19 protein-coding genes are annotated in these 24,440 nt (G+C 65.3%); 12 read left to right on the forward strand and 7 right to left on the reverse strand.

Translation table 11 applies throughout. The features are described 5' to 3' along the window. Positions 1-58 precede the first annotated feature (58 nt). Complete coding sequence (dapA, locus tag DQW77_RS01420; protein ID WP_113256402.1) at positions 59-934, reverse strand: 4-hydroxy-tetrahydrodipicolinate synthase; 876 nt, start codon at positions 932-934, stop codon at positions 59-61. 167 nt (positions 935-1,101) lie between these two features. Here dapA and DQW77_RS01425 point away from each other — a divergent pair, with 167 nt between their 5' ends. Both DQW77_RS01425 and DQW77_RS01430 read left to right on the forward strand, forming a co-directional pair. After that, complete coding sequence (locus DQW77_RS01425) at positions 1,102-3,096, forward strand: lytic transglycosylase domain-containing protein (protein ID WP_309301303.1); 1,995 nt, start codon at positions 1,102-1,104, stop codon at positions 3,094-3,096. 573 nt (positions 3,097-3,669) lie between these two features. After that, positions 3,670-4,575, forward strand: a complete 906-nt coding sequence (locus DQW77_RS01430) for a DMT family transporter (RefSeq protein ID WP_113256404.1) — start codon at positions 3,670-3,672, stop codon at positions 4,573-4,575. A 15-nt stretch (positions 4,576-4,590) separates the two neighbouring features. Here the strand turns inward: DQW77_RS01430 and choV are convergent, their stop codons facing one another. The 4 genes from choV to DQW77_RS01450 all read right to left on the reverse strand — a co-directional run bounded on the left by choV (position 4,591) and on the right by DQW77_RS01450 (position 9,145). Next, a complete protein-coding gene (gene choV, locus DQW77_RS01435) occupies positions 4,591-5,616 on the reverse strand; it encodes a choline ABC transporter ATP-binding protein (RefSeq protein WP_113256405.1) in 1,026 nt (341 codons plus the stop codon). Next, on the reverse strand, positions 5,609-6,448 hold the full coding sequence (gene choW / locus DQW77_RS01440) for a choline ABC transporter permease subunit (RefSeq protein WP_113256406.1): 840 nt from the start codon (positions 6,446-6,448) through the stop codon (positions 5,609-5,611). Before choW ends, choV begins: the two co-directional genes overlap by 8 nt. A 112-nt stretch (positions 6,449-6,560) precedes the next feature. Continuing rightward, positions 6,561-7,487: a choline ABC transporter substrate-binding protein gene (gene choX, locus DQW77_RS01445; protein ID WP_113256407.1), complete on the reverse strand. Its 927-nt coding sequence runs from the start codon at positions 7,485-7,487 to the stop codon at positions 6,561-6,563. 104 nt (positions 7,488-7,591) lie between these two features. Next, positions 7,592-9,145, reverse strand: coding sequence for an ABC transporter substrate-binding protein (locus tag DQW77_RS01450; RefSeq protein ID WP_113256581.1), 1,554 nt, complete (start codon positions 9,143-9,145; stop codon positions 7,592-7,594). 268 nt (positions 9,146-9,413) lie between these two features. On the opposite strand from DQW77_RS01450, the gene betI reads away from it, so the two are divergent. The 5 genes from betI to DQW77_RS01475 all read left to right on the forward strand — a co-directional run bounded on the left by betI (position 9,414) and on the right by DQW77_RS01475 (position 16,035). Continuing rightward, positions 9,414-9,998, forward strand: coding sequence for a transcriptional regulator BetI (gene betI / locus DQW77_RS01455; protein ID WP_113256408.1), 585 nt, complete (start codon positions 9,414-9,416; stop codon positions 9,996-9,998). Then, positions 9,995-11,509 carry a choline-sulfatase gene (betC, locus tag DQW77_RS01460; RefSeq protein ID WP_113256409.1) on the forward strand — a complete coding sequence of 505 codons (1,515 nt, stop codon included), beginning with the start codon at positions 9,995-9,997 and terminating at the stop codon, positions 11,507-11,509. Before betI ends, betC begins: the two co-directional genes overlap by 4 nt. Positions 11,510-11,582: 73 nt before the next feature. After that, entirely contained in the window at positions 11,583-13,241 is a 1,659-nt protein-coding gene (gene betA / locus DQW77_RS01465) for a choline dehydrogenase (protein ID WP_113256582.1), read from the forward strand. Between the two features lie 192 nt (positions 13,242-13,433). Then, positions 13,434-13,673: a YdcH family protein gene (locus DQW77_RS01470; RefSeq protein ID WP_113256410.1), complete on the forward strand. Its 240-nt coding sequence runs from the start codon at positions 13,434-13,436 to the stop codon at positions 13,671-13,673. Between the two features lie 181 nt (positions 13,674-13,854). After that, on the forward strand, positions 13,855-16,035 hold the full coding sequence (locus DQW77_RS01475; protein ID WP_113256411.1) for a SulP family inorganic anion transporter: 2,181 nt from the start codon (positions 13,855-13,857) through the stop codon (positions 16,033-16,035). 54 nt (positions 16,036-16,089) lie between these two features. Here DQW77_RS01475 and DQW77_RS01480 read toward each other — a convergent pair whose 3' ends face one another. Then, positions 16,090-17,487: a short-chain fatty acyl-CoA regulator family protein gene (locus DQW77_RS01480; protein ID WP_113256412.1), complete on the reverse strand. Its 1,398-nt coding sequence runs from the start codon at positions 17,485-17,487 to the stop codon at positions 16,090-16,092. 82 nt (positions 17,488-17,569) lie between these two features. Beyond that, entirely contained in the window at positions 17,570-18,826 is a 1,257-nt protein-coding gene (locus tag DQW77_RS01485) for a multidrug effflux MFS transporter (protein ID WP_113256413.1), read from the reverse strand. A 192-nt stretch (positions 18,827-19,018) separates the two neighbouring features. Between DQW77_RS01485 and DQW77_RS01490 the strand changes: the two genes are divergently transcribed. The 5 genes from DQW77_RS01490 to DQW77_RS01510 all read left to right on the forward strand — a co-directional run bounded on the left by DQW77_RS01490 (position 19,019) and on the right by DQW77_RS01510 (position 24,401). Next, positions 19,019-20,551, forward strand: a complete 1,533-nt coding sequence (locus DQW77_RS01490) for an acyl-CoA carboxylase subunit beta (RefSeq protein ID WP_113256583.1) — start codon at positions 19,019-19,021, stop codon at positions 20,549-20,551. Between the two features lie 74 nt (positions 20,552-20,625). Then, positions 20,626-20,961 carry a hypothetical protein gene (locus tag DQW77_RS01495; protein WP_113256414.1) on the forward strand — a complete coding sequence of 112 codons (336 nt, stop codon included), beginning with the start codon at positions 20,626-20,628 and terminating at the stop codon, positions 20,959-20,961. A gap of 406 nt (positions 20,962-21,367) precedes the next feature. Then, on the forward strand, positions 21,368-21,529 hold the full coding sequence (locus DQW77_RS18160; RefSeq protein WP_181711173.1) for a hypothetical protein: 162 nt from the start codon (positions 21,368-21,370) through the stop codon (positions 21,527-21,529). A gap of 81 nt (positions 21,530-21,610) precedes the next feature. Further along, a complete protein-coding gene (locus tag DQW77_RS01500) occupies positions 21,611-21,970 on the forward strand; it encodes a hypothetical protein (protein ID WP_113256415.1) in 360 nt (119 codons plus the stop codon). Between the two features lie 430 nt (positions 21,971-22,400). Next, the gene (locus DQW77_RS01510; RefSeq protein ID WP_113256417.1) at positions 22,401-24,401 is read left to right on the forward strand and encodes an acetyl/propionyl/methylcrotonyl-CoA carboxylase subunit alpha; all 2,001 of its coding nucleotides are present in this window, start codon (positions 22,401-22,403) and stop codon (positions 24,399-24,401) included. Positions 24,402-24,440: the final 39 nt, after the last annotated feature.

The following is a 24,440-nucleotide window of genomic DNA, read 5'->3' on the forward strand; positions in this document are numbered from 1 at the left end:
GACGGCGGCGACGGGCGAGGATGCACACCGCGGGCACTGACCGCGTCTTGTCCCCGGCCTAGTTGATCAGCCCGGCATGGCGCATCCCGTCCTCGACGAGGGTCTTGGTCTCGTCACTGAGGCCGGTCAACGGCGAGCGGACCTCTTCGCTGCACAGGCCCAGCCGCGACATCGCGTATTTGGCACCAACCAGCCCCGGTTCGGTGAAGATCGCGCGGTGAAGGGGCATCAGCCTGTCCTGCAGGTCAAGCGCCTGCGCGTAATCACCGTCCAGCGTGGCGGCCTGAACCTGCGCCACGAGCTTCGGCGCGACATTTGCTGTCACCGAGATCACGCCGCACCCGCCCTGCGCGTTGAAGCCGACGGCGGTGGGGTCCTCGCCCGAGATCTGGGCGAAATCCTTGCCGCAGCTCATGCGTTGCAGGCTGACGCGCGCCAGGTCGCCGGTGGCGTCCTTGACACCGACGATCCGTGGCAGCTTCGCCAGTTCACCCATCGTTTCCGGACTCATGTCCACGACCGACCGGCCGGGAATGTTGTAGATGACGATCGGGAGGTCGCAACAATCGTGCAGGGCAGTGAAATGGGCAATCAGCCCGCGCTGCGTGGGTTTGTTGTAATAGGGCGTGACGACAAGCGCCGCGTCCGCGCCGACCTTCTCGGCATGCTGCATGAAGCGGATCGATTCCAGGGTGTTGTTGCTGCCGGCCCCGGCGATGACGGGAATCCGTCCGGCCACCGCGCGCACCACTTCCTCGACCACTGTTTCGTGCTCGGCATGGGTCAGAGTGGGGCTCTCGCCGGTGGTGCCCACCGGCACCAGCCCGTCGCTGCCCTCGCCAATATGCCATTCCACCAGCTTGCGCAGCGTGTCGAGATCCAGTTCTCCGTTTCTGAACGGCGTGACCAGGGCAGGAATGGATCCTTTGAACATGACACGCTCCTGTTTGTTTCGCGTTCCGTCTCGTGCATGACGCGCGCTTCGCCCCCGTGAAACCCTAGCGGGAAGCCGCCTGTGTGCCAAGGCGGGGCATGGACGCCGCCGGCGCTCGCGCGTAGTCTGCGGCCGTCTATCCTTCGCAATCGCGGGAAATGCAAGAGATGCTGCGTGCTCTGTGCCTGATAATGCTTCTGACAAGCCTGGCAGGCGCCGGCGCCGCAGCCGCAGACGCGCCTTCAGAGGGGCCGAGGCCGCTGCGCAGCGCCTATGCGGCCGCGTCGGACGGGCGTTGGGATGTTGCGGCCCGGCTGGCCGCCCGGGCCGGGCCGGCGGCAGTCGAGCTTATCGAATGGGAACGGCTGCGCGCGGGGCAGGGCACGGCGCGGGACGTCCGTATTTTCGTTGCCCGGAACCCGGGCTGGCCCGGCCTGGCCTACATGCGCCGGCAACACGAGGGCGGGCTTGCCGAGACCAGGCCCGATGAGGTTCTGGCCTTTTTCGGCGATGCGGCGCCGCAGACCGGCACCGGGGCATTGGCCCTGGCGGCGGCGCAGCGGGCCGCGGGACAGGCGGGCGCCGCGGACGCCACCCTTGTGCTCGGCTGGCGCACGCTCGACCTCGAGGGCGACGAGCACGCAACGTTCCTCTCACGGGCCGCGGAGCTTCTCGCTCCGCATCATTCCGCGCGGCTGGAGATGGCGCTCTGGCGGGGATTGCGGGACGTGGCGGAAATGCTGCCTCTGGTGCCCGAGGCGGAACGTGCACTGGCCCGCACCCGGCAACGGATCGAGGCAGGGGGCAGCGGCACGCAGGCCCTCATCGATGATCTGAGCGCCGAAGAAAGGGCGCACCCGGGCATCGCGCACGCCATTTTCGGCCATTACATCTCGGTCAACCGCACCGCCGACGCGATCCGTGTGATCCTGCGTCAGAGCCGCGTGCGCGGCGGACTCGGCGTGCCACGACGATGGGCAGGCTGGCGCCGCTTTCTGGCGCGTGACCGGATGCGAGACGGGGCCGCGCGGGAAGCCTACGACCTGGCGTCATTGCACCAGCTGGCGCCGGGGACCGGGTATGCCTATGCCGATCTTGAATGGCTGTCGGGATATCTCGCCCTGCGATATCTAGGTGAACCAGCGGTTGCACTGGACCATTTCCAGCGTTTCGCCGCAGTGGTCGACACCCCGATATCGCGGGGACGGGCAGGCTACTGGATCGGACGCGCGCAAGAGGCGCTGGATGACCCCGGGGCGGCACTTGACGCATATCGCCGTGCCGCCCGGTTCCAGACCAGTTTCTACGGGTTGCTGGCAGCGGAACGTGGCGGCGTGCCCTTCGATGCGGCGCTGGCCGGACAGGAGGATTTTGCACCGTGGCGCGCGGCGGGGTTCACACGCTCCGCGGTCTACCGGGCTGGGGTGCTGGCGCTGGCGGCAGGGCGGCTCGATCTTGCCGAGCGGCTTTTCCTGCACCTTGCCGACGGCCAGGATCGCGACGGTCTTGGCCGGATGGGTGCCATGCTTGCGGAACTGGGCACTCCGCATCTGCAGGTGATGCTGGGCAAGCGCGCGGCACGCCGCGGGATCGTCCTGCCGGGACCCTATTACGCCTTGCACCCCCTCGACAGGATGGATCTGCCGGTCCCGCACGAACTGGCGCTGGCCATCGCACGGCGCGAAAGTGAATTCGACGGGTCCGTCGTCAGCGGGGCCGGCGCGCAGGGCCTGATGCAGCTCATGCCGGGAACCGCGCGCGAGATGGCCCGCGAGATCACTGTCAGCCACGAGCCCGGCCGCGTGCTGACCGACTGGCGTTACAATGCCCGCCTCGGCAGCGCCTATCTCGAAGGTCTTTCCCGGCGGTTCGAGGGCAATGTCGTCATGATCGCGGCGGGTTACAATGCCGGCCCCTCGAGGCCCGACCGATGGATGGAACGCTTCGGCGACCCGCGCGGGGGCGCTTCGGTGATAGATGGCGGAAAGGACGTGATCGACTGGATCGAGCATATTCCCTTCCGCGAGACCCGCAACTACGTCATGCGCGTTGCCGAGAGCCTGCCGGTTTACCGTGCCCGGTTGGGCCGCCCGCCGCACCCGGTGCCGTTCAGCGCGGAACTGACCGGCACCACCCTGAGCCATCGCGAGGCGGCGAACTGATCCCCGGTGATCCGTCTTCGGCGGCCCTGTTCCCCGATCGAGCGTCTTTCAGGCGCGAATCCGTGCCCTGCCTCCGGCCTGTGGCTGTCGTTCCGGATGTTTCCTTCGTGAGTATTTGGGGAAAGATGAAGCGGGGTGCGTTCCCCACCTTCATCTGGCCCCAAATACCTGGGGGAGGTGCCGGTGGAGTGCCATTCATCCGGGCGGCCGTGCCAACCGTCGGACACCGGGGCCCGCGTGGCCTGAACGCAAATGAGACATGTGTGGCGCAGCCACGCCTCCGTGCCGGGGTCACGATCCTTTGCAGGTGCGACACTCGTCCACCGGATCCGTGTCCGCGGGCGGTCCGCCGCATTCCGGCACAAGCGGCAGAAGTGACCGGAAACGGGCGCAGATCCCGCGCTTCCTGCTTCGTGTTTCCGGCCGTGCTCGGGCCTGTGGCGGGCCTTGCCAAGACCGCCCGGGCGTTGTTGACCGCGCGTCCCGGCCTGACACCGCAGCGTGGTGCCGGTGAAACGGGAAATTCCCGGTGCGGGCCTCGACATTTCCCGGCCGCGCCGTGTTAATGCCGCCATGACGGTCGAAAGCGAAACGCGTCCCGGCTGGGGCATTTTCTGGATGGTGACGACAGGCGCGCTCTTTGTCGGGGTGACCGCGCTGGTCAAGACGCTTGGTACCCGCGTGCCTGCTGCCGAGGCGGCGTTCCTGCGTTACGCGATGGGGTTGGTGCTGCTCTTGCCGATGCTGCGCGGCCTGATGCGCCTGCGCCTCGATGCGGAGCAGTGGGCGCTGGCGCTCGGGCGTGGCGTGGCGCATACTCTGGCGGTGGCCTTGTGGTTCTTCGCCATGGCGCGGATTCCGATCGCGGACGTGACCGCGATGAACTATCTCTCGCCGATCTACGTGACCATCGGTGCGGCGCTTTTCCTGGGCGAACGCCTTGCGCTGCGGCGGGTGCTGGCGGTGATTGCCGCGCTTGCGGGGGCGCTCATCATCCTGCGTCCGGGGTTGCGCGAGGTCGGTCCCGGTCATGTCGCGATGCTGTTCACCGCGGTGGCGTTCGGCGCCTCCTATCTGCTGGCCAAGCAGCTTTCCGCGCGATGCAGTGCCGCGGAGGTCGTGGCGCTGCTGTCGATCACGGTCACCATCGGGCTGGCGCCGCTCGCGGTGATGGACTGGGTGACACCCACGCTCTGGGAGTTGGCTGTGCTTTTCGGGGTCGCCTGCCTGGCGACGGCGGGGCATTACACCATGACACTGGCCTTCCGCGCCGCACCGCTGGCGGTGACGCAGCCGGTGACCTTCCTGCAACTTGTCTGGGCGGTGCTTCTGGGTGCGCTGGTTTTCGGCGAAGGGGTCGATCCCTTCGTGATACTGGGCGGCACGGTGATCGTGGCTTCGGTCAGCTTCATCACCTGGCGCGAGGCGGTGCTCAAGCGCCGGGCCGTCACACCGCCGGTCTCGGCCACCAAGCTTTGATGCCGGGGCCGGCCCTCACCCCCTTGGATCGAGCAGTTTCGACAAGATCCGGTTCCGGGTGATCTGGCCCACGATCGCGCCGTTTTCGGTCACGCCGACCGGGCCGTCATGGCCCTGGCTGGCCTCCATCACCTGCTGGATCGTCGCCCCGGCGGGCACCGTGCGGTCCGGCGTGGTGGCGGCCTCCTCCATCACGTCGCGGGCGCACAACACGCCCAGAGGGTTCATGTGGGCCACGAAGTCAGCCACGTAACCCGTTGCGGGATTGGTAAAAATCTCCTGTGGAGTGCCGCATTGGACGATCCGGCCGCCCTCCATTATCGCGATCCTGTCACCCAGCTTGAACGCCTCGTCAAGATCGTGGCTGACGAAGACGATGGTGCGCGAAAGCTTGGTCTGCAAATCCAGAAGCTCATCCTGCAAATGTGTCCGGATCAGCGGATCAAGCGCCGAGAAGGGCTCGTCCATCAGAAGGATCGGCGCGTCAGTGGCGAAGGCGCGCGCCAGCCCGACGCGCTGCTGCATGCCGCCCGAAAGTTCACCGACGCGGCGATCGGCCCAGTCCGAAAGGCCGACAAGTTCGAGCTGACGGTCGGTGCGTTCGGCGCGTTCGTCATTGGCGATCCCCGCCAGTTCCAGGCCGAGGCCGACATTCTCGCGCACGGAACGCCAGGGCAGGAGGCCGAATTGCTGGAAGACCATCGCGATGTTGTGCTGCCGCAGGCGCCGCAGGGTGGCAGGGTCGGCATGGGTGACATCCACAAGCCCCTCGCCATCATGCACATGCACCGCGCCGCGGGTGACCGGATTGAGCGCGTTCACCGCCCGCAGCAGGGTGGACTTGCCGGACCCCGACAACCCCATCAACACCACGATCTCGCCTTCCTTCACGGTCAGGTCGCAATCATGCACACCCAGTACCTGGCCCGTGCGGGTCTGGATCTCGGAGCGGTCCAGCCCCTCGTCCATGAGGGGCAGCGCCGTCTCGGGGGCGTCCCCGAAGACGATCGAGACACGGTCGAATGTCACGGCATCAGTCATTGCGCCGCTCTAGTCTCAACATCCGGTCGAGCATGATCGCCACCACCACGATCATCAGCCCCGATTCGAAGCCGAGGGCGATGTTCACTGTGTTGATGGCCCGCAAAACCGGAACGCCCAGCCCGTCGGCCCCCACCAGGGCCGCAATCACGACCATCGAAAGCGACAGCATGATCGTCTGGTTCAGCCCCGCCATGATCTGCGGCAGCGCATAGGGAAGCTCCACCTTGAAAAGCGTCTGGCGCGGCGTGGCGCCGAATGCCTGCGCGGCCTCCAGCAACGCCTTCGGCGTCGAGGAAATGCCCAGATGCGTCAGCCGGATCGGTGCGGGGACCACGAAGATCACCGTCGCGATCAGCCCCGGCACCATGCCTATGCCGAAGAACACGATCGCCGGGATCAGGTAGACGAAGGGCGGCAATGTCTGCATGAGATCCAGCACCGGACGCATGGCGCTGTAAAATCGCGGGCGGTGCGCCGAGGCGATGCCGATCGGCACGCCGATCGCCATGCAGAAGACGCAGGACGAAAGCACCAATGTGAGGCTCTCGGTGGTCTCTTCCCAGTAGTCCTGGTTGAGGATGAAGAGGAACCCCAGGACGATGAAGGCGCAGGTCTTCCAGTTGCGTTGGAACACCCAGGTCAGGGCCGCGAATACGGCCACGATCAGCAAGGGATGCGGTGTTTGCAGCACCCAGAGGAAGGCATCGATCAGCGCTTCCATCATCAGCGCCAGCGCATCGAAGAAGGCGGCCGCGTTGTCCTGAAGCCAAAGGAAGAACGCCTCCGCCGCGTCGCCGACGGGAATTTTCGTGTCAGTGAGCCAGGTCACGCGATGTCCCCCGGTTTTTCTTTTTCATCTTTGGGGAGGGGGCGCGGCGGCCTTTGGCCCGCGCCACCCCTCCCGGGACCGCCCCCGCCGAGGGGGCGGCAGGGCCGGGATTTCAGAGTCCCAGCTCGCCCTTGACCGCGGCCATCGCGTCGCCGCCGTCTGCGGTGGTCACGCCGTCGAGCCAGCCATCCAGAACGTCGGGGTTGTTCTTGAGCCACGCGGTCGCGGCATCCTCGGGATCGGCCCCGTCATTGAGGATCGCGCTCATGATCTCGTTTTCCATGGCCAGGGTGAATTCGAGATTGTTCAGGAATGCCCCTACATTCGGACATTCCTCGACATACCCGGCGCGGGTGTTGGTGTAGACGGTGGCGCCGCCCAGATTCGGGCCGAACCAGTCATCTCCGCCGGTCAGGTAGGTCATGTCGTGGTTGGCATTCATCGGGTGCGGCTCCCAGCCGAGGAACACGATCGGCTCGTCTCGGCGGTCGGCGCGGGCGACCTGGGCGAGCATCCCCTGTTCGGAGCTTTCCTTGACCTCGAACGCCTGCAGGCCGAAGGCGTCCGCGTCGATCATGTCCATGATCAGACGGTTGCCGTCATTGCCCGGCTCGATGCCGTAGATCGTCTCCTCAAGGGCCTCGGCGTGATCCGCAATGGCCCCGAAGGATGTGATTCCCAGTTCGGCACCGGCGGCGTTGGTGGCCAGCGTGTACTTGGCGCCCTCCAGGTTGGCGCGCACCGTGTCGACGGTGCCGGCCTCGCGGTAGGGGGCGATGTCGGCCTCCATGGTGGGCATCCAGTTGCCCAGGAACACGTCGATATCCCCGGCGGCCAGCGAGGTGTAGGTCACCGGCACCGAAAGCACCTTGATCTCGGTGTCATAGCCCAGGGCATCCAGGACCACCGTGGTGGCCGCGGTGGTTGATGTGATGTCGGTCCAGCCCACATCGGAGAAGGTCACGGTGCCGCACTCGGCCAGAGCGGGGCCTGCCGCCGCCGTGATGGCGAGGGCGGACAACGTTGTCTTGAGGGTCATTCTGTCTCTCCCTTGGATTTTCGTTTGGTAATGGAAAAGGTAACGCTGGCGCGATCCTTGCGCCAGCGTTCCTTTTCGGTCGGAAACTCAGGTCGGCGCGGCCGTCAGGCCAGCCACCAGCGCTCCATCCAGCGCTCGCCGTCCATTTCCCAGTTCGATGCCATCTCGCCATGGGCCACGTCGGGGCCGATGGCCTGGACGTAATTGGCGAACATGGGGATGCAGACACCGCCCTTGTTGGCCACGAGATCCTGCATTTCCCAGTACATCTCGCGGCGCTTGTCCTCGTCCAGCTCGGCGCGTGCCTTGATCATCAACTCGTCGAAGCGCTCGTTGCACCAGAAACTGTCGTTCCAGGCCGCGCCGCATTTGTAAGCCGTGGCGAACATCTGGTCCTCGACCGGACGCCCCCCCCAGTAAACGGCGGTGAACGGATCCTTCATCCAGACGTCGGACCAGTAGCCATCCTTGGGCTCGCGCACCACCTTGAGGTCGATGCCCGCATCCTTGGCGGAGTTCTGGTACAGCGTCGCCGCATCGACCGCGCCCGAGAATGCGGCATCCGAAGAATGCAGCGCCACCGAGAGGCTGTCCATGCCGGCTTCCTTGAGGTACCACTTGGCCTTGTCGGGATCGTAGGTCTTCTGCTCCAGCTCGGTGTTGTAGAATCGCTGTCCCTCGCCGATCGGGTGGTCGTTGCCGACCGAGCCGTAGCCGAACAGGATCTTCTCGACCAGTTCCTCGCGGTTTATGGCATATTTCAGGGCCTGCCGCACGTTGTTGTCGGTGTAGGGGTCCTGATTGGTGGACATCGCGAAGGTGTAATGTTGCGTGCCCGCAAGCGATTCGACTGTCACGCCGGGCTTGCGGCCCAGCAGGGCGGCGGCCTTGAGGTCCACGCGGTCGATGGCATGCACATCGCCCGAGACGAGCGCGGTGGTGCGCGCGTTCTGGTCCACGATCGACAGCATCTCGCAGCTGTCCACCCAGGCCACGTCATCGCGCCAATGGTTCGGATTGCGCTCGAACTCGGAACTGACGCCGGGATTGAAGTTCTTGAGGATGTAGCTGCCGCAGCCGTCGCCCGACTTCCAGTCGATGCCCTCGCCCTCGGCCTTGCAGATCGCGAGGTGATAGTCGCTGAGGATGAACGGGAAGTCGGCATTGCCACCGTCAAGCGTGAAAACGATGGTATCGTTACCCTCTGTGGTGATCTCCTGGATCGGTTCCACGATCGGACCGGCGGCCGAGGTCGAATCCTCTCCGCGATGGTGATTGATCGAGGCAACGACGTCCTCGACCGTCACCGGCTTTCCGGAATGGAAGGTGACACCCTGCCGGAGCTTGAAGCGCCAGACCGAGGCGTCGGCGGACGCCTCCCAGCTTTCCGCCAGCTGCGGCACGAGGCTGCCATCGGGCGCCACCTCGGTCAGGAATCCGTGGATGCCGAAGCCGAGCGCCAGCATGTAGCCGTTCTCCCACTGGCCGGGATCCAGCGTATCCGTGGTCTGGCCGTGGCCCTTGGCGACGCGCAGATGCCCGCCGCGCTTGGGTGCGGCGGCCGCGCCACCCAGCGGAAGGGTGGCCATGGCCGCGCCGGCGGCCGTCGTCTTGAGAAATCCGCGGCGGTCCAGAAGGCCGCCTTTGATAATGGACATGTTGGTGTCTCCCTTGGGTTGGTTGTCCTTGCCGAGCCGGTCGTTGCCGTGCCGGCACCGCGGTTCTGACCCGGTGCCGTTGTCGCTCCGGCGTATCGTCATTCTGTCCGGCTGCATGGTGCGAAGTTAGTATGACGTCTTCATGATGTGCAACGGCAATGTCGTTTTTTGATCGTGAAAGGTCTCCATTCCACTGTTTTTTATTGATTGACGAGTCAATTAAACACGGCTAGGCGGACGTGGCAAACCTTTTTCCGCTGGAGGCGAAATGCCGAAGATCGGGATGGAACCGATTCGCCGCTCTGCGCTTGTGGAGGCCACGATCCACGAGATCGGCGCCCGCGGCTCGCTTGACGTGACGGTCAGCCAGATCGCCCGACGCGCAGGCATGTCCCCCGCGCTGGCGCATCACTATTTCGGGTCCAAGGAACAGATTTTCGCGGCCGCGATGCGGCACATCCTTGCCCTCTACGGCGCCGAGGTGCGCGGCGCCTACACCATGGCCCACACCCCCCGCGACCGGGTCGAGGCGGTGATCCGCGCCAGTTTCAGCACCGCGCAGTTCCGCCCCGAGATGGTTTCGGCATGGCTCAACTTCTACGTGCAGGCACAGAAATCCGACGGGGCCAGGCGGCTTCTCAACATCTACCAGTGCCGCATGCGCTCGAACCTGCGCCACGCGCTGCGCCCGATCGCCGGCGCGGCCGCACCGATGCTCACCAGCGGCCTCGCGGCCATGATCGACGGGCTCTATATCCGTCAGGCCCTGCGAACCGACCCGATATCGCCGGATGCCGCGATCGACGTGTTGGTGCAATACCTCGATACCGCTCTCAAGGAGGCCCCCGAATGACCAGCCCCAACATCCTGATCTTCATGGTCGACCAGCTCAACGGCACGCTCTTTCCGGACGGGCCCGCGGCGTGGCTGCACACGCCCAACCTGGCGAAACTGGCCGAACGGTCGACGCGTTTCGCCAACGCCTACACCGCAAGCCCGCTTTGTGCGCCGGGCCGGGCGAGCTTCATGTCGGGGCTGCTGCCGTCGCGTTCCCGCGTCTACGACAACGCCGCCGAGTTCGCGGCCGACATACCCACCTATGCCCACCACTTGCGCCGGGCAGGCTACCGGACATGCCTGTCGGGAAAGATGCATTTCGTCGGCCCCGATCAGTTGCATGGCTTCGAGGAACGGCTGACCACTGACATCTACCCCGCGGATTTCGGCTGGACCCCCGATTACCGCAAACCGGGCGAACGCATCGACTGGTGGTATCACAACCTCGGGTCGGTGACCGGGGCGGGCGTGGCCGAGATCTCCAACCAGATGGAATATGACGACGAGGTCGCCTTCCACGCCACCCAGAAGGTCTATGACCTCGCGCGCGGTCATGATGCCCGGCCGTGGTGCCTGACGGTCAGCTTCACGCATCCCCACGATCCCTACGTGGCGCGCCGGAAATTCTGGGATCTCTACGAGGACTGCGCGCATCTCGAGCCGCAGGTGCAGGCGATGGACTACGCCGACCACGATCCCCATTCGCAGCGCATATTCGATGCCAATGACTGGCGGAGCTTCGATATCTCCAAACAAGACATCCGCAGGTCCCGCCGGGCCTATTTCGCCAATATCTCCTACCTGGACGCCCATGTCGGCGCGGTGATGGAGGCGCTCGAGGGCACCCGCCAGGACAAGGACACGATCATCCTGTTCGTTTCCGATCACGGTGACATGCTCGGCGAACGGGGGCTGTGGTTCAAGATGTCCTTCTACGAGGGCTCGGCACGCGTGCCGCTGATGATCGCCGCACCCGGCATGGAGCCGGGCCTCGTGACCGATCCGGTCAGCACGATCGACGTCTGCCCGACCCTGTGCGACCTGGCCGGCGTCAGCATGGACGAGGTCGCCCCGTGGACGGAAGGGCAGTCGCTCATGCCCCTTGGCCAGGGCGCCGGGCGGGAGGCGCCCGTGGCGATGGAATACGCCGCCGAGGCCTCGAATGCCCCGCTGGTGGCTCTGCGCCGGGGGCGGTGGAAATTCACCCGCTGCGCGCTCGACCCCGACCAGCTCTTCGATCTCCGCGACGATCCGCACGAACTTGCCAACCTCGCGGATGATCCGGCTCATGCCAACACCCTGAGACAGTTCAGCGACATGGCCCGCATGCGGTGGGATCTCGATGCCTTCGACGCCCAGGTGCGCGAAAGCCAGGCCCGTCGCTGGGTCGTTTACGACGCGCTGCGCCAGGGGGGCTATTACCCCTGGGACTATCAGCCGCTGCGCGATGCCTCCGAACGTTACATGCGCAATCACATGGACCTCAACGAGGTGGAAGAGAACCAGCGGTTCCCGCGGGGCGAATGATGGCTTCATCTTTCCACAATTACTCGGCTGCCGGCGCCCGCCGCCGGCCCGTTGCCGGGAAAGGGGCGCGATGATGGAAGCGGATTACGTCATCGTCGGCGCCGGCAGCGCCGGCTGCGCCATGGCTTGGCGCCTGTCCGAGGCCGGCCGGTCGGTCCTGGTGGTCGAACATGGCGGCACCGATGCCGGTCCGTTCATCCAGATGCCCGGCGCGCTGAGCTACCCGATGAACATGAAGCGCTACGACTGGGGCTACCGCACCGAACCCGAACCGCATCTCGGCGGCCGCCGTCTGGCCTGTCCGCGCGGCAAGGTGATCGGCGGCTCCAGCTCGATCAACGGCATGGTCTATGTGCGCGGACATGCCCATGATTACGACCACTGGCGCGACGAGGGCTGCCAGGGCTGGGGCTTTGCCGATGTGCTGCCCTATTTCAAGCGCATGGAGAACTGGACCGATGGCGGTCACGGCGGCGATCCCGCCTGGCGCGGTTCGGACGGCCCGCTGCATGTGGGACGCGGACGCATGGCCAACCCGCTCACCCGTGCCTTCGTCGAAGCCGGCACACAGGCCGGGTATGGCCGCACCACCGACTACAACGGGGAACGGCAGGAGGGCTTCGGCCCTTTCGAGATGACGGTCTTCCGCGGCCGGCGGTGGTCGGCGGCCAATGCCTATCTCAAGCCGGCGCTCAAGCGGCCGAATTGCGATCTCGTGCGCGGCCTCGTGACCCGGGTGGTGATCGAGGAGGGACGGGCCGTCGGTGTCGAGGCGACCCGAAAGGGACGACGAGAGATGATCCGCGCCCGCCGTGAGGTGATCCTGGCCGCTTCGGCGATCAACTCTCCGAAACTTCTCATGCTGTCGGGGATCGGCCCCGGCGCGCATCTCTCCGCGCATGGCATCGAGGTGGTTGCCGACCGTCCCGGCGTGGGGGCCAACCTGCAGGATCACCTGGAACTCTACATCCAGATGGCCGCCAGCCAGCCTGTCAGCCTCTACAGGTACTGGAACCTGCCCGGCAAGGCCTGGGTCGGTTTGCGGTGGCTGCTGGGCAGGCGCGGCCCCGGCGCCTCGAACCAGTTCGAAAGCTGCGGCTTCATCCGCTCGCGTGCCGGGGTCGATTATCCCGACATCCAGTTTCATTTCCTGCCTATCGCGGTGCGCTACGACGGGCGCGCGGCGGCCGAGGGGCATGGCTTCCAGGCCCATGTCGGCCCGATGCGCAGCGCGTCGCGCGGTGCCGTCTCCCTGCGCAGTGCCGATCCGGGCGACGATCCCGTCATCCGGTTCAACTACATGAGTGCCGAAAGTGACTGGACCGATTTCCGCCGTGGCATTCGCCTCACCCGCGAGATCTTTGCCCAGGACGCGTTCAAGCCCTTCCGCCGACATGAAATCCAGCCAGGCGAGGCGGTCCGGAGCGATGCCGCGCTTGACGATTTCATCCGCGAACATGCCGAAAGCGCCTATCATCCGTGCGGCACCTGCCGGATGGGCGCGCGGGACGATCCGCGCTCGGTGGTGGATCCGCACGGCCGCGTGATCGGCGCCGATGGCCTGCGCGTCGCCGACAGCAGCCTCTTTCCACGCATCACCAACGGCAACCTCAACGCGCCGTCGATCATGCTGGGCGAGAAGATGTCGGACCATATCCTCGGCCGCTCCCCCCTGCCGCCCGACAACGCCACGCCCTGGATACACCCCGAGTGGAAGACGGCCCAGAGGTGAGGGTGGGGCGCCGGCCCTGCGCGCCGGCCACGGCGGGCGCTGAGGATCCCGGTGCTGGCGTGCTGCGGATCACCCGCCGGGCTGCGCCGCGGATGACATATCCCGTCCGCGGGCCGGGTTTGATCCGTGTCAAGGACCGTCCCCGCCGGCGGCGATAGCAATGACCCGACAGGACACAACAAGGATTGCGCGATGACCCACACCCCGCACGAACTGCACGAGGAATTTCCCGAACACGCCGAGGCCATCAGCCGCCTCAAGCAATCGGACGCGCATTTCGCCCGTCTCGCCGAAGAGTACCACGAGATCAACCGCGCCGTGCACCGCGCCGAAACCAATGTCGATCCGGTCGAGGAACTCGCCGAAGTCGAGATGCGCAAGAAGCGGGCGGCACTGAAAGACGAACTCTACCGTATGTTGTCGGCCGCCTGACGCCCCGGGGCCGCTCTTTGGAGATCCTCGCGAGGCGCCACCGCGCGGGGTGCTCGTGATCCCTTCATCCTTTCCGTTCCGTGAGGATGACAGACGCGGCGGTTGCTGCTACCCAGTTCCGGAGCATCGGACACCGTCGCCGCACGGGAAGGGTCAGGTGCGTCAGCGGACAAGAGGGCGAATGAGGGCGAAACCCGCGCTAAACGGCTTTATCGGCACGGCGCTGCAATCCGCGGTCGCGGTTGTCGTCATCGGTGCCACCTCGGCCGCCTTCGCGATCTCGTTCGCCGCCATCGTCTACCGGGGGCCTCTCGAGCCCTATCTCGGCCACGGGATCGGGCTTGCCCTGCTCGGGGCTGTTTTCATGGGGCTGGCGGGGTCCGTGCTGTTTTCCTATCGCGGCACCATCTGCCAGCCACAGGACGTCACAGCGATCCTTCTTGCCGGTGCGGCCGCCAGTCTTGCCGCCGGCAGCCGGGCGGCCTCCGGGGACACGCTCTGGCCCACGGTTCTCGGGCTGATCATCGTGGCTCCTTTCGTGACCGGCACACTCACCTACCTTGCCGGGCGGCTGCGGGCCGGGGATCTGGCCCGGGTCATCCCGTTTCCGGTGACCGGCGGGTTTCTTGCCGCGTCCGGTTACATGCTTCTGTTCGGGGCGCTGAGCATGAGCCTGGGATCCGAACTTTCCGACCGAGGCCTGGTGGCGCTGGCCGATCCCGAACTGTTCGGGGACTGGGTGCCCTGGGTGGCGGCGGGCGCGGCCATGATGGCAATCACCCGCGCGACCGGCAGCAGCATGGTCATGCCGCTGGGGCTGGTCGTTATCCTGGTCGTCTTCTACGGGGGGCTCGCGCTTTCCGGCACCGGTCTGGCGGCGGCGCAGGCGGCCGGGCTGATGCTCGGGCCGTTCCACGCCGAGGGCCTTCTGCCCACTGACGCGCCGGCCCTTCTCGTCCGGGCGGACTGGGCGCTCATCGCCACGCAGGCGCCGACACTCGTGGCCATCGCCGGTCTCACGATCCTTGGTACATTGCTCAATTCGACGGGTACGGAAATGGCGCTGGAACGCGATCTCGACATCGCGCAGGATCTGCGCGCCACGGGTCTTGCCAATGTCGCGGGCGGTCTCGGAGGGGGGCTATCGGGGTTCCAGCTTCTTGGCGCCACCCTCTTTGCCACCCGGGTCGGCCTGACAGGTCCGGCCGCGGGTATCGCAGCCGCAGCTGGATCGGCCATTGTACTGGTCTTCGGAAGCGACCTTCTGGAACTTTTGCCAAGGGGGCTCTTTGCAGCGCTGGTCAGCTTTCTGGGCCTCAACCTGCTGTTCGACTGGCTGTGGGACGAAAGGCGGCGTCTTTCACCCGGCGACTACGCCATCGTCTGGCTGATCCTGCTGGTTGCCGCTTTTGCGGGTTTCATTGTTGCCTTCGCGCTTGGCGTGATGGTGGCGGCACTGGTCTTCATCCTCTCCTATTCCCGGCTGGACGTGCTGCGCATGCGGTCCACGGCGGCCGAACGCCGCTCGCGGGTCGAGCGCGGCGACGACGCGTTGCGGCTCCTGGCCCGCGAGGGCTCTGCCGCCGTCATCCTTGAACTCAACGGTTACCTTTTCTTCGGGACCGCCGACCGCCTTGCCCGCCGGGTCGGTGACGAGCTGTCAGTCAGCGATCCGCCGGCGCGGATCATCGTCGATTTCAGCCGTGTGCACGGGCTTGACGCGTCGGCGGTCTTTGCTCTGATCAAGATCGGCAAGCTTTGCCGGCGGCAGAACGTGACGCTCGTTTTCAGTGGCATGTCCGAGGAATTGCGCGCCACCTACCTGCGCCGCGCCGGACCGGATGAAAAGGCCCGTATCGCCGAGGCGCTCGATGACGCGCTCGAGGACTTCGAGGAAACGCTGCTCGGCGGCGCCGACGGCCTGCCCCCCGGCGAGGACGGGGCAGGCGGTCTTGCCGCCACGCTGACCGCGGCGCTGGATCGCGGCGACGCCCCGGATGCGCTCAGCCGCGTGACCCTGGCGCCGGGCGAGGTTCTGCTTGCCGAAGGATCGAATTCCGATGATGCCTTCATCCTGCTGTCGGGCAACCTGCGGGCCGAGATTGCTACCGACGAGGGCGAGAGGCTGCGTGTCGCGCGTTTCCAGCCCGGCGCGCTGATCGGTGAGATCGCCTATTTCGCCGGCAGTCCGCGCACCGCGACCATCCTCGCCGAAACGGAGTCCGAGCTGCTGTGCATCGTGCCCGGTGCCCTGGCCGAAGCGGCTCCGGAGCTGGCCGATCTTTTCCATCGAACCGCCGCCACGCATCTGGCCCGCAGGCTCGGCCGCACCACGCGCCTGTTGCGCGAGGCCGGTATCTGAGACCTGCGGGCGACCTGTCGGACCGGCCCGTGCCCGGCACCGATGCCGCGCACCTCAATCGACAGCGTAGGGAAGCACCGCGCGCGCGTCGGGGTCGATGCTCAATTGCCGCTCCAGCGGCGGGACTGACCGCTGGTGGCAATCGCGGCGCTCGCAGATCCGGCAGGATATGCCGATCGGCTCGTAGGCGCGGTCATTGCCCAGTTCCAGATCGTCGGCATAAACCAGGGCGTCGGCGTGGCGGACCTCGCATCCGAGCGCGATGGCGAACCGTCTTACCGGCGCCCCGAAACTGCCCCCCGGTTTCGAGACATCCCGCGCGAGGCTGATATAGCGCACCCCGTCCGGGGTTTCGGCAAGCTGGCGCAGGAAACGTCCGGGCGTTTCGAAGGCGCGGTGGACGTTCCAAAGCGGGCAGGCACCGCCGAAGCGTGCGAATTGCAGGCGCGTGGCACTGTGGCGCTTGGTGATCGTGCCGGCCTGATCGACCCGGACGAAAAAGAACGGGATGCCCTTGGCGCCCGGGCGCTGCAATGTGGAAAGCCGGTGCGCCACCTGCTCGATCGAGGCCCCGAAGCGGTTGGCAAGGATTTCCAGATCGTGCCGGCAGTCCTGCGCGGCCTGCAGGAAAACCCCGTAAGGCATCATGGCGGCCCCGGCAAAATAGTTGGCCAGCCCGATCTTGGCGATTGCACGCGCCTCGTCCGACTGGAACCGTGCCAGATCCAGCGTCGCTTCCAGAAGCTGGTCCTGGGTCAGAAGCGCCGCCTGCAGAAGCATCTGGAAGCTGCGCGATTCCGGTGCCGCGCGCGACGACAGGTGCAGCACGTTCGCGTCACGGTCGAAATGCCGCAGGTTGCCGGTGCTGCGTTCACTCACCGACACGCCGGCCACGGCCAACCGTTCGCGCGCCCGCGCCTCGATGCCGCGCATGTCCCCGCCGGGCAGGAAATGCTCGGCGGCGTGGTCCACCGCGTCGATGTAATTGTCGCAGTAGTGGAAAAAATCGCGCACCTCGTCCCAGGGGCTGGGCTGGGTGCGGGCATCCTCCCGTCCCAGGGCCTCGTCCAGCGATGCCAGCCGCTCGTGGGTTTGCCGGTAGGCGCTGTGCAACTCCAGGAAGGCGCGTGCCAGCGCCGGCGCGTTGGCGGCGGTCAGCCGCAGATCTGCCATTGGCGGCGGATCGTCGGCAAAGACCGGATCGGCAAGCGCCTCGCGCATGTCGCTGACCATCCGCTCCGCGTCACCGGTCGCCAGTTCGGTCACATCGAAGCCGAATTCCTGCGCCAGCGCCACCACCACGGTGGTGCTCACCGGGCGGTTGTTGTTCTCCATCTGGTTGAGATAGGGCAGCGACACGCCCAGCTTGGCGGCGAAATCCTTCTGGGTCAGGCCCAGCCGGTGACGGGTTTCGCGCAGCTTGGCGCCGACATAGAGTTTCTGCACAGCCATCCGTGACCCTTTTGATTTGCACTTTTGCTTCTCACGGAGGATAGGTTTGCAAACCATCGCGCACAAGCCCGTCCGGGCCACATCAGCCCTGCGCCAGCCGCGCCTCGCGCCGCATCACCAGCCGGATCGACACCACCGCCAGAATCGCTGTCGCCAGCATGATCCACAAGAGGGTCGTCGCCCCGGTTTCGGCCGTCAGCAACATCCCGGCCAGCGCCGACAGGCCCGCCCCGCCACCGATCATCAGCGCGCCCGACAATCCGCTTGCCGTCCCCGCGAGGCGCGGGCGCACGGAAAGCGCCCCCGCGGTGGCGTTCGGGATGGTCATGCCGTTGCCCAACCCCATCAGGATCATCAACCCGAAGAATACCACCGGCGTGCCCAGCCCGGCCCGGAAAAGCGCAAGGTTCAGTGCCACGCCGCCCGCATTGATCAGCGTGCCCCAGAGGACCATCGGATTTACCCCGACCCGGACCGAGAAGCGTCCGGACAGGTAGTTGCCCGCGAAATACCCCACCGATGGCGCCCCGAAGAACAGTCCGACCTCGGCCGGGCTGAGCCCGAAGATCTTTTCGCCCACGAACGGCGCGCCGCCCAGATAGGCAAAGAACGACCCCGATGAAAATCCCGCCGCCAGCGCATATCCCCAGAATCGCGGCGAGGTCAGAAGCTCGGGATATTCACGGAATTGCTGTGCCATGCTCTGGCCGCGTGCGGGGGCCGTCTCACCGAGGTCGGCCCATGTCAGCCAAAAAACCATCGCGCCCATCACCATCAATGCCCAGAAATTGGCCTGCCAGCCGAACGCCTCGTCCAGAAGCCCGCCAAAGGCCGGCCCGATCATCGGCGCCACCGCCATCCCCATGGTCACGTAGCCGATCATGCTCGCGGCCTCGCGTTCGGGTACCAGGTCGCGCACCACCGCCCGGCTCAGGACCATGGCCACCACGATCACCGCCTGCATCATGCGGAACGCCAGGAAAACCATCACGTTTCCGGCCATCAGGCAGCCCGCCGTCGCAACCACGAACAGGGCCAAGCCACCGAGGATGACCGGCCGTCGTCCCAGCATGTCCGAAATCGGCCCGACGACAAGTTGCAGAACCCCGTTCATCGCAAGATACAAGGCCACCGAAAGTTGCATAACCCGGTAATCGGTGTCGAAATGCGCCGTCATGCCCGGCAGGCTTGGCAGGAAGATGTTCATTGCCAAAGCCGATACCGAGGCCATCAGGACCAGGGTGAGGACGTGCGGCGGTGTACCGCGGTCAAGAAAGCGCACTACTATGGGGGCGTGGGTCATACCGTAGCGGTAGGAGGCTTTTCGCGGAAAGTCCATGCGGCGGCGGACCCGTCGGGTTGGCGGCCGGTTCGTCACCCTGCGGCACAACGCCAGGATGCCGGGGGGGGGGTGTTTGCAGATTTGCATTCGGAAAAATATTTGTTTGCAAAACTTTGCAAATTTGCCGAATTTTCCTTTTGCCGGCCCAATGCCATCCCTATGCTGCAAGAAAACCGCAAGGGGTGGACCATGAAAGATATCCTTCACGAACTCGAAAGCCGTCGTGCCGAGGCCCGTCTTGGCGGTGGCCGGAAACGGATCGACGCACAGCACGAAAAGGGCAAGCTGACCGCCCGCGAACGTATCGAGATCCTTCTGGATGAGGGCAGTTTCGAAGAGTTCGACATGTTCATGGCCCACCGATGCACCGATTTCGGGATGGAGCAGAATCGCCCCTATGGCGACGGTGTGGTGACCGGTTGGGGCACTATCAACGGCCGCATGGTCTGTGTGTTCAGTCAGGATTTTACCGTGCTCGGCGGCTCGGTCAGCGCCACGCACGCGCAGAAGATCTGCAAGATCATGGACATGGCAATGGAGAACGGTGCGCCCGTCATCGGCATCAACGATTCCGGTGGTGCCCGGATTCAGGAGGGCGTCGACAGCCTTGCCGGCTATGGAGAGGTCTTTCAGCGCAATATCGAGGCGTCGGGCGTCATTCCCCAGATCAGTGTCATCATGGGGCCCTGTGCGGGCGGCGCTGTCTATTCGCCGGCGATGACCGACTTCATCTTCATGGTCAAGGACAGCTCCTACATGTTCGTGACCGGGCCCGACGTGGTCAAGACCGTGACGAACGAGCATGTGACCGCCGAGGAGCTGGGCGGCGCCCTGACCCACACGCGCAAGTCGTCGGTTGCCGACGCTGCCTTCGAAAACGATGTCGAGGCCTTGGCGGAGGTGCGTCGGCTTGTCGATTTCCTGCCCCTCAACAACCGCGAGAAACCGCCGATGCGCCCGTTCTTCGACACGCCGGGTCGCCGCGAAGGCAGTCTCGACACGCTCATCCCGGATAACCCGAACACGCCCTATGACATGAAGGAATTGATCCACAAGGTCGCGGACGAGGGCGATTTCTACGAGATCCAGGCGGAATTCGCCCGCAACATGGTCACCGGTTTCATGCGACTTGAAGGACAGACCGTCGGCGTCGTGGCCAATCAGCCGATGGTTCTGGCCGGGTGTCTGGATATCGACAGTTCGCGCAAGGCGGCCCGTTTCGTGCGTTTTTGCGACTGTTTCGAAATTCCGCTGCTGACCTTCGTGGACGTGCCCGGTTTCCTGCCCGGCACCGGTCAGGAACTTGGCGGCGTGATCAAGCATGGCGCCAAGCTGCTTTATGCCTATGGCGAGGCGACGGTGCCCAAGGTCACCGTGATCACCCGCAAGGCGTATGGCGGCGCCTATGTGGTGATGTCGTCCAAGCATCTGCGCGGCGATTTCAACTATGCGTGGCCGACCTCGGAAATCGCAGTGATGGGCGCCAAGGGGGCCACCGAGATCATCTACCGGTCCGATCTGGGCGACCCCGAGAAGATCGCCGCTCATACCCGGAGTTACGAGGACCGATTTGCCAATCCCTTTGTGGCCGCGGAACGCGGTTTCATCGACGAGGTGATTCAGCCTCACTCCACCCGCATGCGCGTCAGCCGCGCCTTCGCGGCGCTGCGCAACAAGAAGAAAAGCGCACCGTGGAAGAAACACGACAACATTCCGCTCTGAGAAGAAGCCGTGGATCGCAAAGGCCGCGCCCGCGTGCGGCCGGTGCCGTCCTTTGCCCATCGCGAGGTCCGACAATGCGACGAGATGAATGGCATATCCTGCGCGACGGTGGCAGCCTGACGATGGCCCGCCACCTGCCAGTGCGTTTCGATGTCGCCGCCCGTACCGTGTTGCCGGGCCGTTCGCGGCTTCGCATGGCGCGGCAGGTGCGTCAGGATCTCTGGCGCGCCCTGCGGTCGTTGCGCGGGTTCTCTCCCGTGGTGCGTGTCAGTGCCACCCGGGCCGGTCTCGTGGTGACCGCGGGCGGCCGTGTCGAGGGGCCGCTTGCCCGCAGCGCGGTCGAGGCAAGGATCGACGCCTTGCTGTCCGATCCGGGTTGCCGCACACGTTGGAGCGGATGGGCCTCATGACCGGTGATCACTTCAGAATCCCTGTTCAATGTCGTCGTCGCGTTCAGACCCCGTGGCGCGGCGCGACAGCGGGCGCAGTTGGCCACCGGGCTGGCATGTCAGCGCGGCAATGGCCATTGCCGGAGTTTATCCACAGGCCGGATGGTCATTGCATGGCCTCACGCCGTGGTCTGTATATGGGCAGGATTCTGCCTTTGCCACAATATCTTGCGCAACGAAGCTCAAGTTTCACGACTTCTGAGGCTTTCGAGTCACAGACATTCAAGCGCCGCTCTTGTGGATATCTTTACGGTCCGATTTCGTCTATTTTTGCGTGTGGTTGTATTCGCGCAACCCTTACCTCGCAAACCGGACGGGCCCGGGATTCCAAGCCGCGCCCGGCCGCCGAAAGTGACAGGAGAAACGCATGTCGAACAGCATCAAGGGCCTTGTTTCATTGGGTCTTGTCGGGCTCGTGGCCGCCTGTGCCCAGCCTGCGGAAGAAGAGTATGTCGTGGTCGAGCCCGAACCGATCACGGTCGAGCCGGAGCCGACCGGCAAGTACGACGGAAAGTACAGCGGCTCGTAAGAACCGCGGAAATATCTGCGCCGGGCCGGTCCCCGGATTGGTCCGGCGCAGGATTCTCCCCTCTTTCAGGGAGGGGGCGGGATGTTGAAACATCGCGGTTTTCCGGGCCGTCTGCCCGGGACGGACTACCAGTTCACGATACGCCGCGCCAATCCCAAGGGCGCAACCCCGCTCACCCGGCGCGAACGCTACCGCGATCGCCGCCCCGCGGACCGGCGCGCCGACACGGCGTTCGTGGCGGCACTTTGGGCCCATTTCGGCAGTCAGCCCTTTGATCGCGGAAATCTCGATGCCGGTCGGCTCAGCTGGCTTTTTGGCCGAGAGGTTCTTCCGGCGGAAGACCCCTTCGATCCCGAGAGCTACGAGGCGCTCCTGGTGCTGGATGAAGCCGCGGCGCGCGCTGCGTTCCCGGACGCGTTCGTCCGGGAGGAACAACCGTGATGTGTCGTGATGACATGAAAGCGGGCGTCCTGTCCGCGTGGCCGGCACGATCCCGCGCAATGCCGCCTTTTCTACGCGGAATGCAGCCGACCGCCGGTCTCGTGGCCGATGACCCTTGGTGGTGCAAGCAATTGCGTGCACCGTTGACATCATCGCCCGGTTTCGTTCCCGATTCTTCCGGGCGGATGGTCTTCAATGTTACCCTTCCCCTGAAGGGCGGTATCGCAGCTTCCTGTGTGCCGCCCTTTTTTTCGATTGCCGCGTCTTGCCCCTCGTGTTCGTCGCGGCACGCCTCCCGTCATTCAACAATGCGCTTTCCGCCGACCCGGTGGTCAAGCACAGCCCGGCCCGGCTTTGACACCGCCGCCCGGACGTCACAGCCCGTGCGCCTTTCCGCGCGCCCAGGAACCGAAAGAAGAAGGGACGACAGATGTTCAAGAAGATCCTGATTGCCAATCGTGGTGAAATCGCCTGCCGCGTGATCAAGACAGCACGCGACATGGGCATAGAAACGGTCGCGATCTACTCGGACGCGGACCGTAATGCGCTGCACGTGCAGATGGCCGACGAGGCGGTTCATATCGGTCCTCCCCCCGCGAACGAGTCCTACATCGTCATAGACAAGGTGATGGAGGCGATCCGGCGGACGGGGGCCGAGGCCGTCCATCCGGGGTACGGGTTCCTTTCGGAAAATTCGAAATTTGCCGAGGCGCTGGAGGCCGAGGGCGTGGCCTTCGTCGGACCGCCCAAGGGCGCGATCGAGGCCATGGGTGACAAGATAACATCCAAGAAAATCGCGCAGGAGGCCGGCGTCAGCACGGTTCCCGGGGTCATGGGCCTCATCGAGGATGCCGAGGACGCGGTGAAGATCAGCCGGGAAATCGGTTATCCGGTTATGATCAAGGCCTCGGCCGGCGGCGGCGGCAAGGGCATGCGGATCGCCTGGGACGATGACGAGGCGCGCGAGGGCTTCCAGAGTTCGAAGAACGAGGCGGCCAGCAGTTTCGGCGATGACAGGATCTTCATCGAGAAGTTCGTCACCCAGCCACGGCATATCGAGATCCAGGTGCTGTGCGACCAGCACGGCAACGGGATTTACCTGGGCGAACGCGAATGCTCGATCCAGCGCCGGAACCAGAAGGTGATCGAGGAGGCGCCGTCGCCTTTCCTGGACGAGTCGACCCGCAAGGCCATGGGCGAACAGGCCGTCGCACTTGCACAGGCGGTCGATTACACCAGTGCCGGCACCGTGGAGTTCATCGTCGATGGCGACAAGAACTTCTATTTCCTCGAGATGAACACGCGCCTGCAGGTCGAGCACCCGGTGACGGAACTGATCACCGGCGTGGATCTGGTCGAACAGATGATCCGCGTGGCCAATGGCGAGGAGCTGGGCATACGACAGGCCGACGTGACGCTGACGGGCTGGGCGATCGAAAGCCGCCTCTATGCCGAGGATCCCTATCGCGGGTTTCTGCCGTCTATCGGGCGGCTGACGCGGTACCGTCCGCCGCAGGAGCTTTCGGTCGAGGGTGCGGTGGTCCGTAACGATACCGGCGTCTACGAAGGGGGCGAGATCTCGATGTTCTACGATCCGATGATCGCAAAACTCTGCACCTGGGGGCACACGAGGGGCGAGGCCATCGAGGCGATGCGCAACGCGCTCGACGCCTTCGAGGTGGAAGGGATAGGCCATAACCTTCCGTTCCTGAGCGCGGTCATGGACCATCCCCGGTTCATTTCAGGCGCCATTACGACGGCATTCATCGCCGAGGAGTATCCGGACGGTTTCCATGGGGTCGAACTGCACGAGGACACGCTGCGCCGCATCGCGGCCAGTGTCGCGGCGATGCACCGGCTGGCCGAGATCAGGCGATCGCGCGTGTCGGGGCGGATGGACAACCATGAACGCCATGTCGGCACGGACTGGGTGGTGACCCTGCAGGGCATGCGCTTCGCGGTCACGATCAAGGCCGACAAGGAGGGGTCGACCATCCGCTTCGAGGATGGAGGCCAGCTGCGCGTCAGCAGTGACTGGACACCCGGCGACCAGTTGGCGGTGCTGGACGTGGATGGCGCGCCGCTGGTGCTGAAGGTCGGCAAGGTGTCGGGGGGCTTTCGCATCCGGTCGCGCGGGGCTGACCTCAAGGTGCATGTGCGCACCCCCCGACAGGCGGAACTGGCGGCGTTGATGCCCGAAAAACAGGCGCCGGACACGTCCAGGATGCTTCTTTGTCCGATGCCGGGCCTGATCGTGAAGGTGAACGTCGCAGAAGGCGAGGAAGTCCAGGAAGGTCAGGCGCTTTGCACGGTCGAGGCGATGAAGATGGAAAACATCCTGCGGGCTGAAAGAAAGGCGGTTGTTGCAAAGGTGAATGCCGGGCCGGGTGACAGCCTGGCCGTCGATGACGTGATCATGGAATTCGAGTAGGGAGATGCCGGAATTGCCGAATGTCGGGCGACTCTGTTC

It is taken from the genome of Roseovarius sp. TE539 (assembly GCF_003298505.1).
GTDB lineage: Bacteria > Pseudomonadota > Alphaproteobacteria > Rhodobacterales > Rhodobacteraceae > Roseovarius.

Coding starts and splice junctions, on each gene's coding strand:
- dapA (WP_113256402.1), bottom strand. CDS start 934: ATGTTCAAAGGATCCATTCCTGCCCTGGTCACGCCGTTCAGAAACGGA.
- DQW77_RS01425 (WP_309301303.1), top strand. CDS start 1,102: ATGCTGCGTGCTCTGTGCCTGATAATGCTTCTGACAAGCCTGGCAGGC.
- DQW77_RS01430 (WP_113256404.1), top strand. CDS start 3,670: ATGACGGTCGAAAGCGAAACGCGTCCCGGCTGGGGCATTTTCTGGATG.
- choV (WP_113256405.1), bottom strand. CDS start 5,616: ATGACTGATGCCGTGACATTCGACCGTGTCTCGATCGTCTTCGGGGAC.
- choX (WP_113256407.1), bottom strand. CDS start 7,487: ATGACCCTCAAGACAACGTTGTCCGCCCTCGCCATCACGGCGGCGGCA.
- DQW77_RS01450 (WP_113256581.1), bottom strand. CDS start 9,145: ATGTCCATTATCAAAGGCGGCCTTCTGGACCGCCGCGGATTTCTCAAG.
- betI (WP_113256408.1), top strand. CDS start 9,414: ATGCCGAAGATCGGGATGGAACCGATTCGCCGCTCTGCGCTTGTGGAG.
- betC (WP_113256409.1), top strand. CDS start 9,995: ATGACCAGCCCCAACATCCTGATCTTCATGGTCGACCAGCTCAACGGC.
- betA (WP_113256582.1), top strand. CDS start 11,583: ATGGAAGCGGATTACGTCATCGTCGGCGCCGGCAGCGCCGGCTGCGCC.
- DQW77_RS01470 (WP_113256410.1), top strand. CDS start 13,434: ATGACCCACACCCCGCACGAACTGCACGAGGAATTTCCCGAACACGCC.
- DQW77_RS01475 (WP_113256411.1), top strand. CDS start 13,855: ATGAGGGCGAAACCCGCGCTAAACGGCTTTATCGGCACGGCGCTGCAA.
- DQW77_RS01480 (WP_113256412.1), bottom strand. CDS start 17,487: ATGGCTGTGCAGAAACTCTATGTCGGCGCCAAGCTGCGCGAAACCCGT.
- DQW77_RS01485 (WP_113256413.1), bottom strand. CDS start 18,826: ATGGACTTTCCGCGAAAAGCCTCCTACCGCTACGGTATGACCCACGCC.
- DQW77_RS01490 (WP_113256583.1), top strand. CDS start 19,019: ATGAAAGATATCCTTCACGAACTCGAAAGCCGTCGTGCCGAGGCCCGT.
- DQW77_RS01495 (WP_113256414.1), top strand. CDS start 20,626: ATGCGACGAGATGAATGGCATATCCTGCGCGACGGTGGCAGCCTGACG.
- DQW77_RS18160 (WP_181711173.1), top strand. CDS start 21,368: ATGTCGAACAGCATCAAGGGCCTTGTTTCATTGGGTCTTGTCGGGCTC.
- DQW77_RS01500 (WP_113256415.1), top strand. CDS start 21,611: ATGTTGAAACATCGCGGTTTTCCGGGCCGTCTGCCCGGGACGGACTAC.
- DQW77_RS01510 (WP_113256417.1), top strand. CDS start 22,401: ATGTTCAAGAAGATCCTGATTGCCAATCGTGGTGAAATCGCCTGCCGC.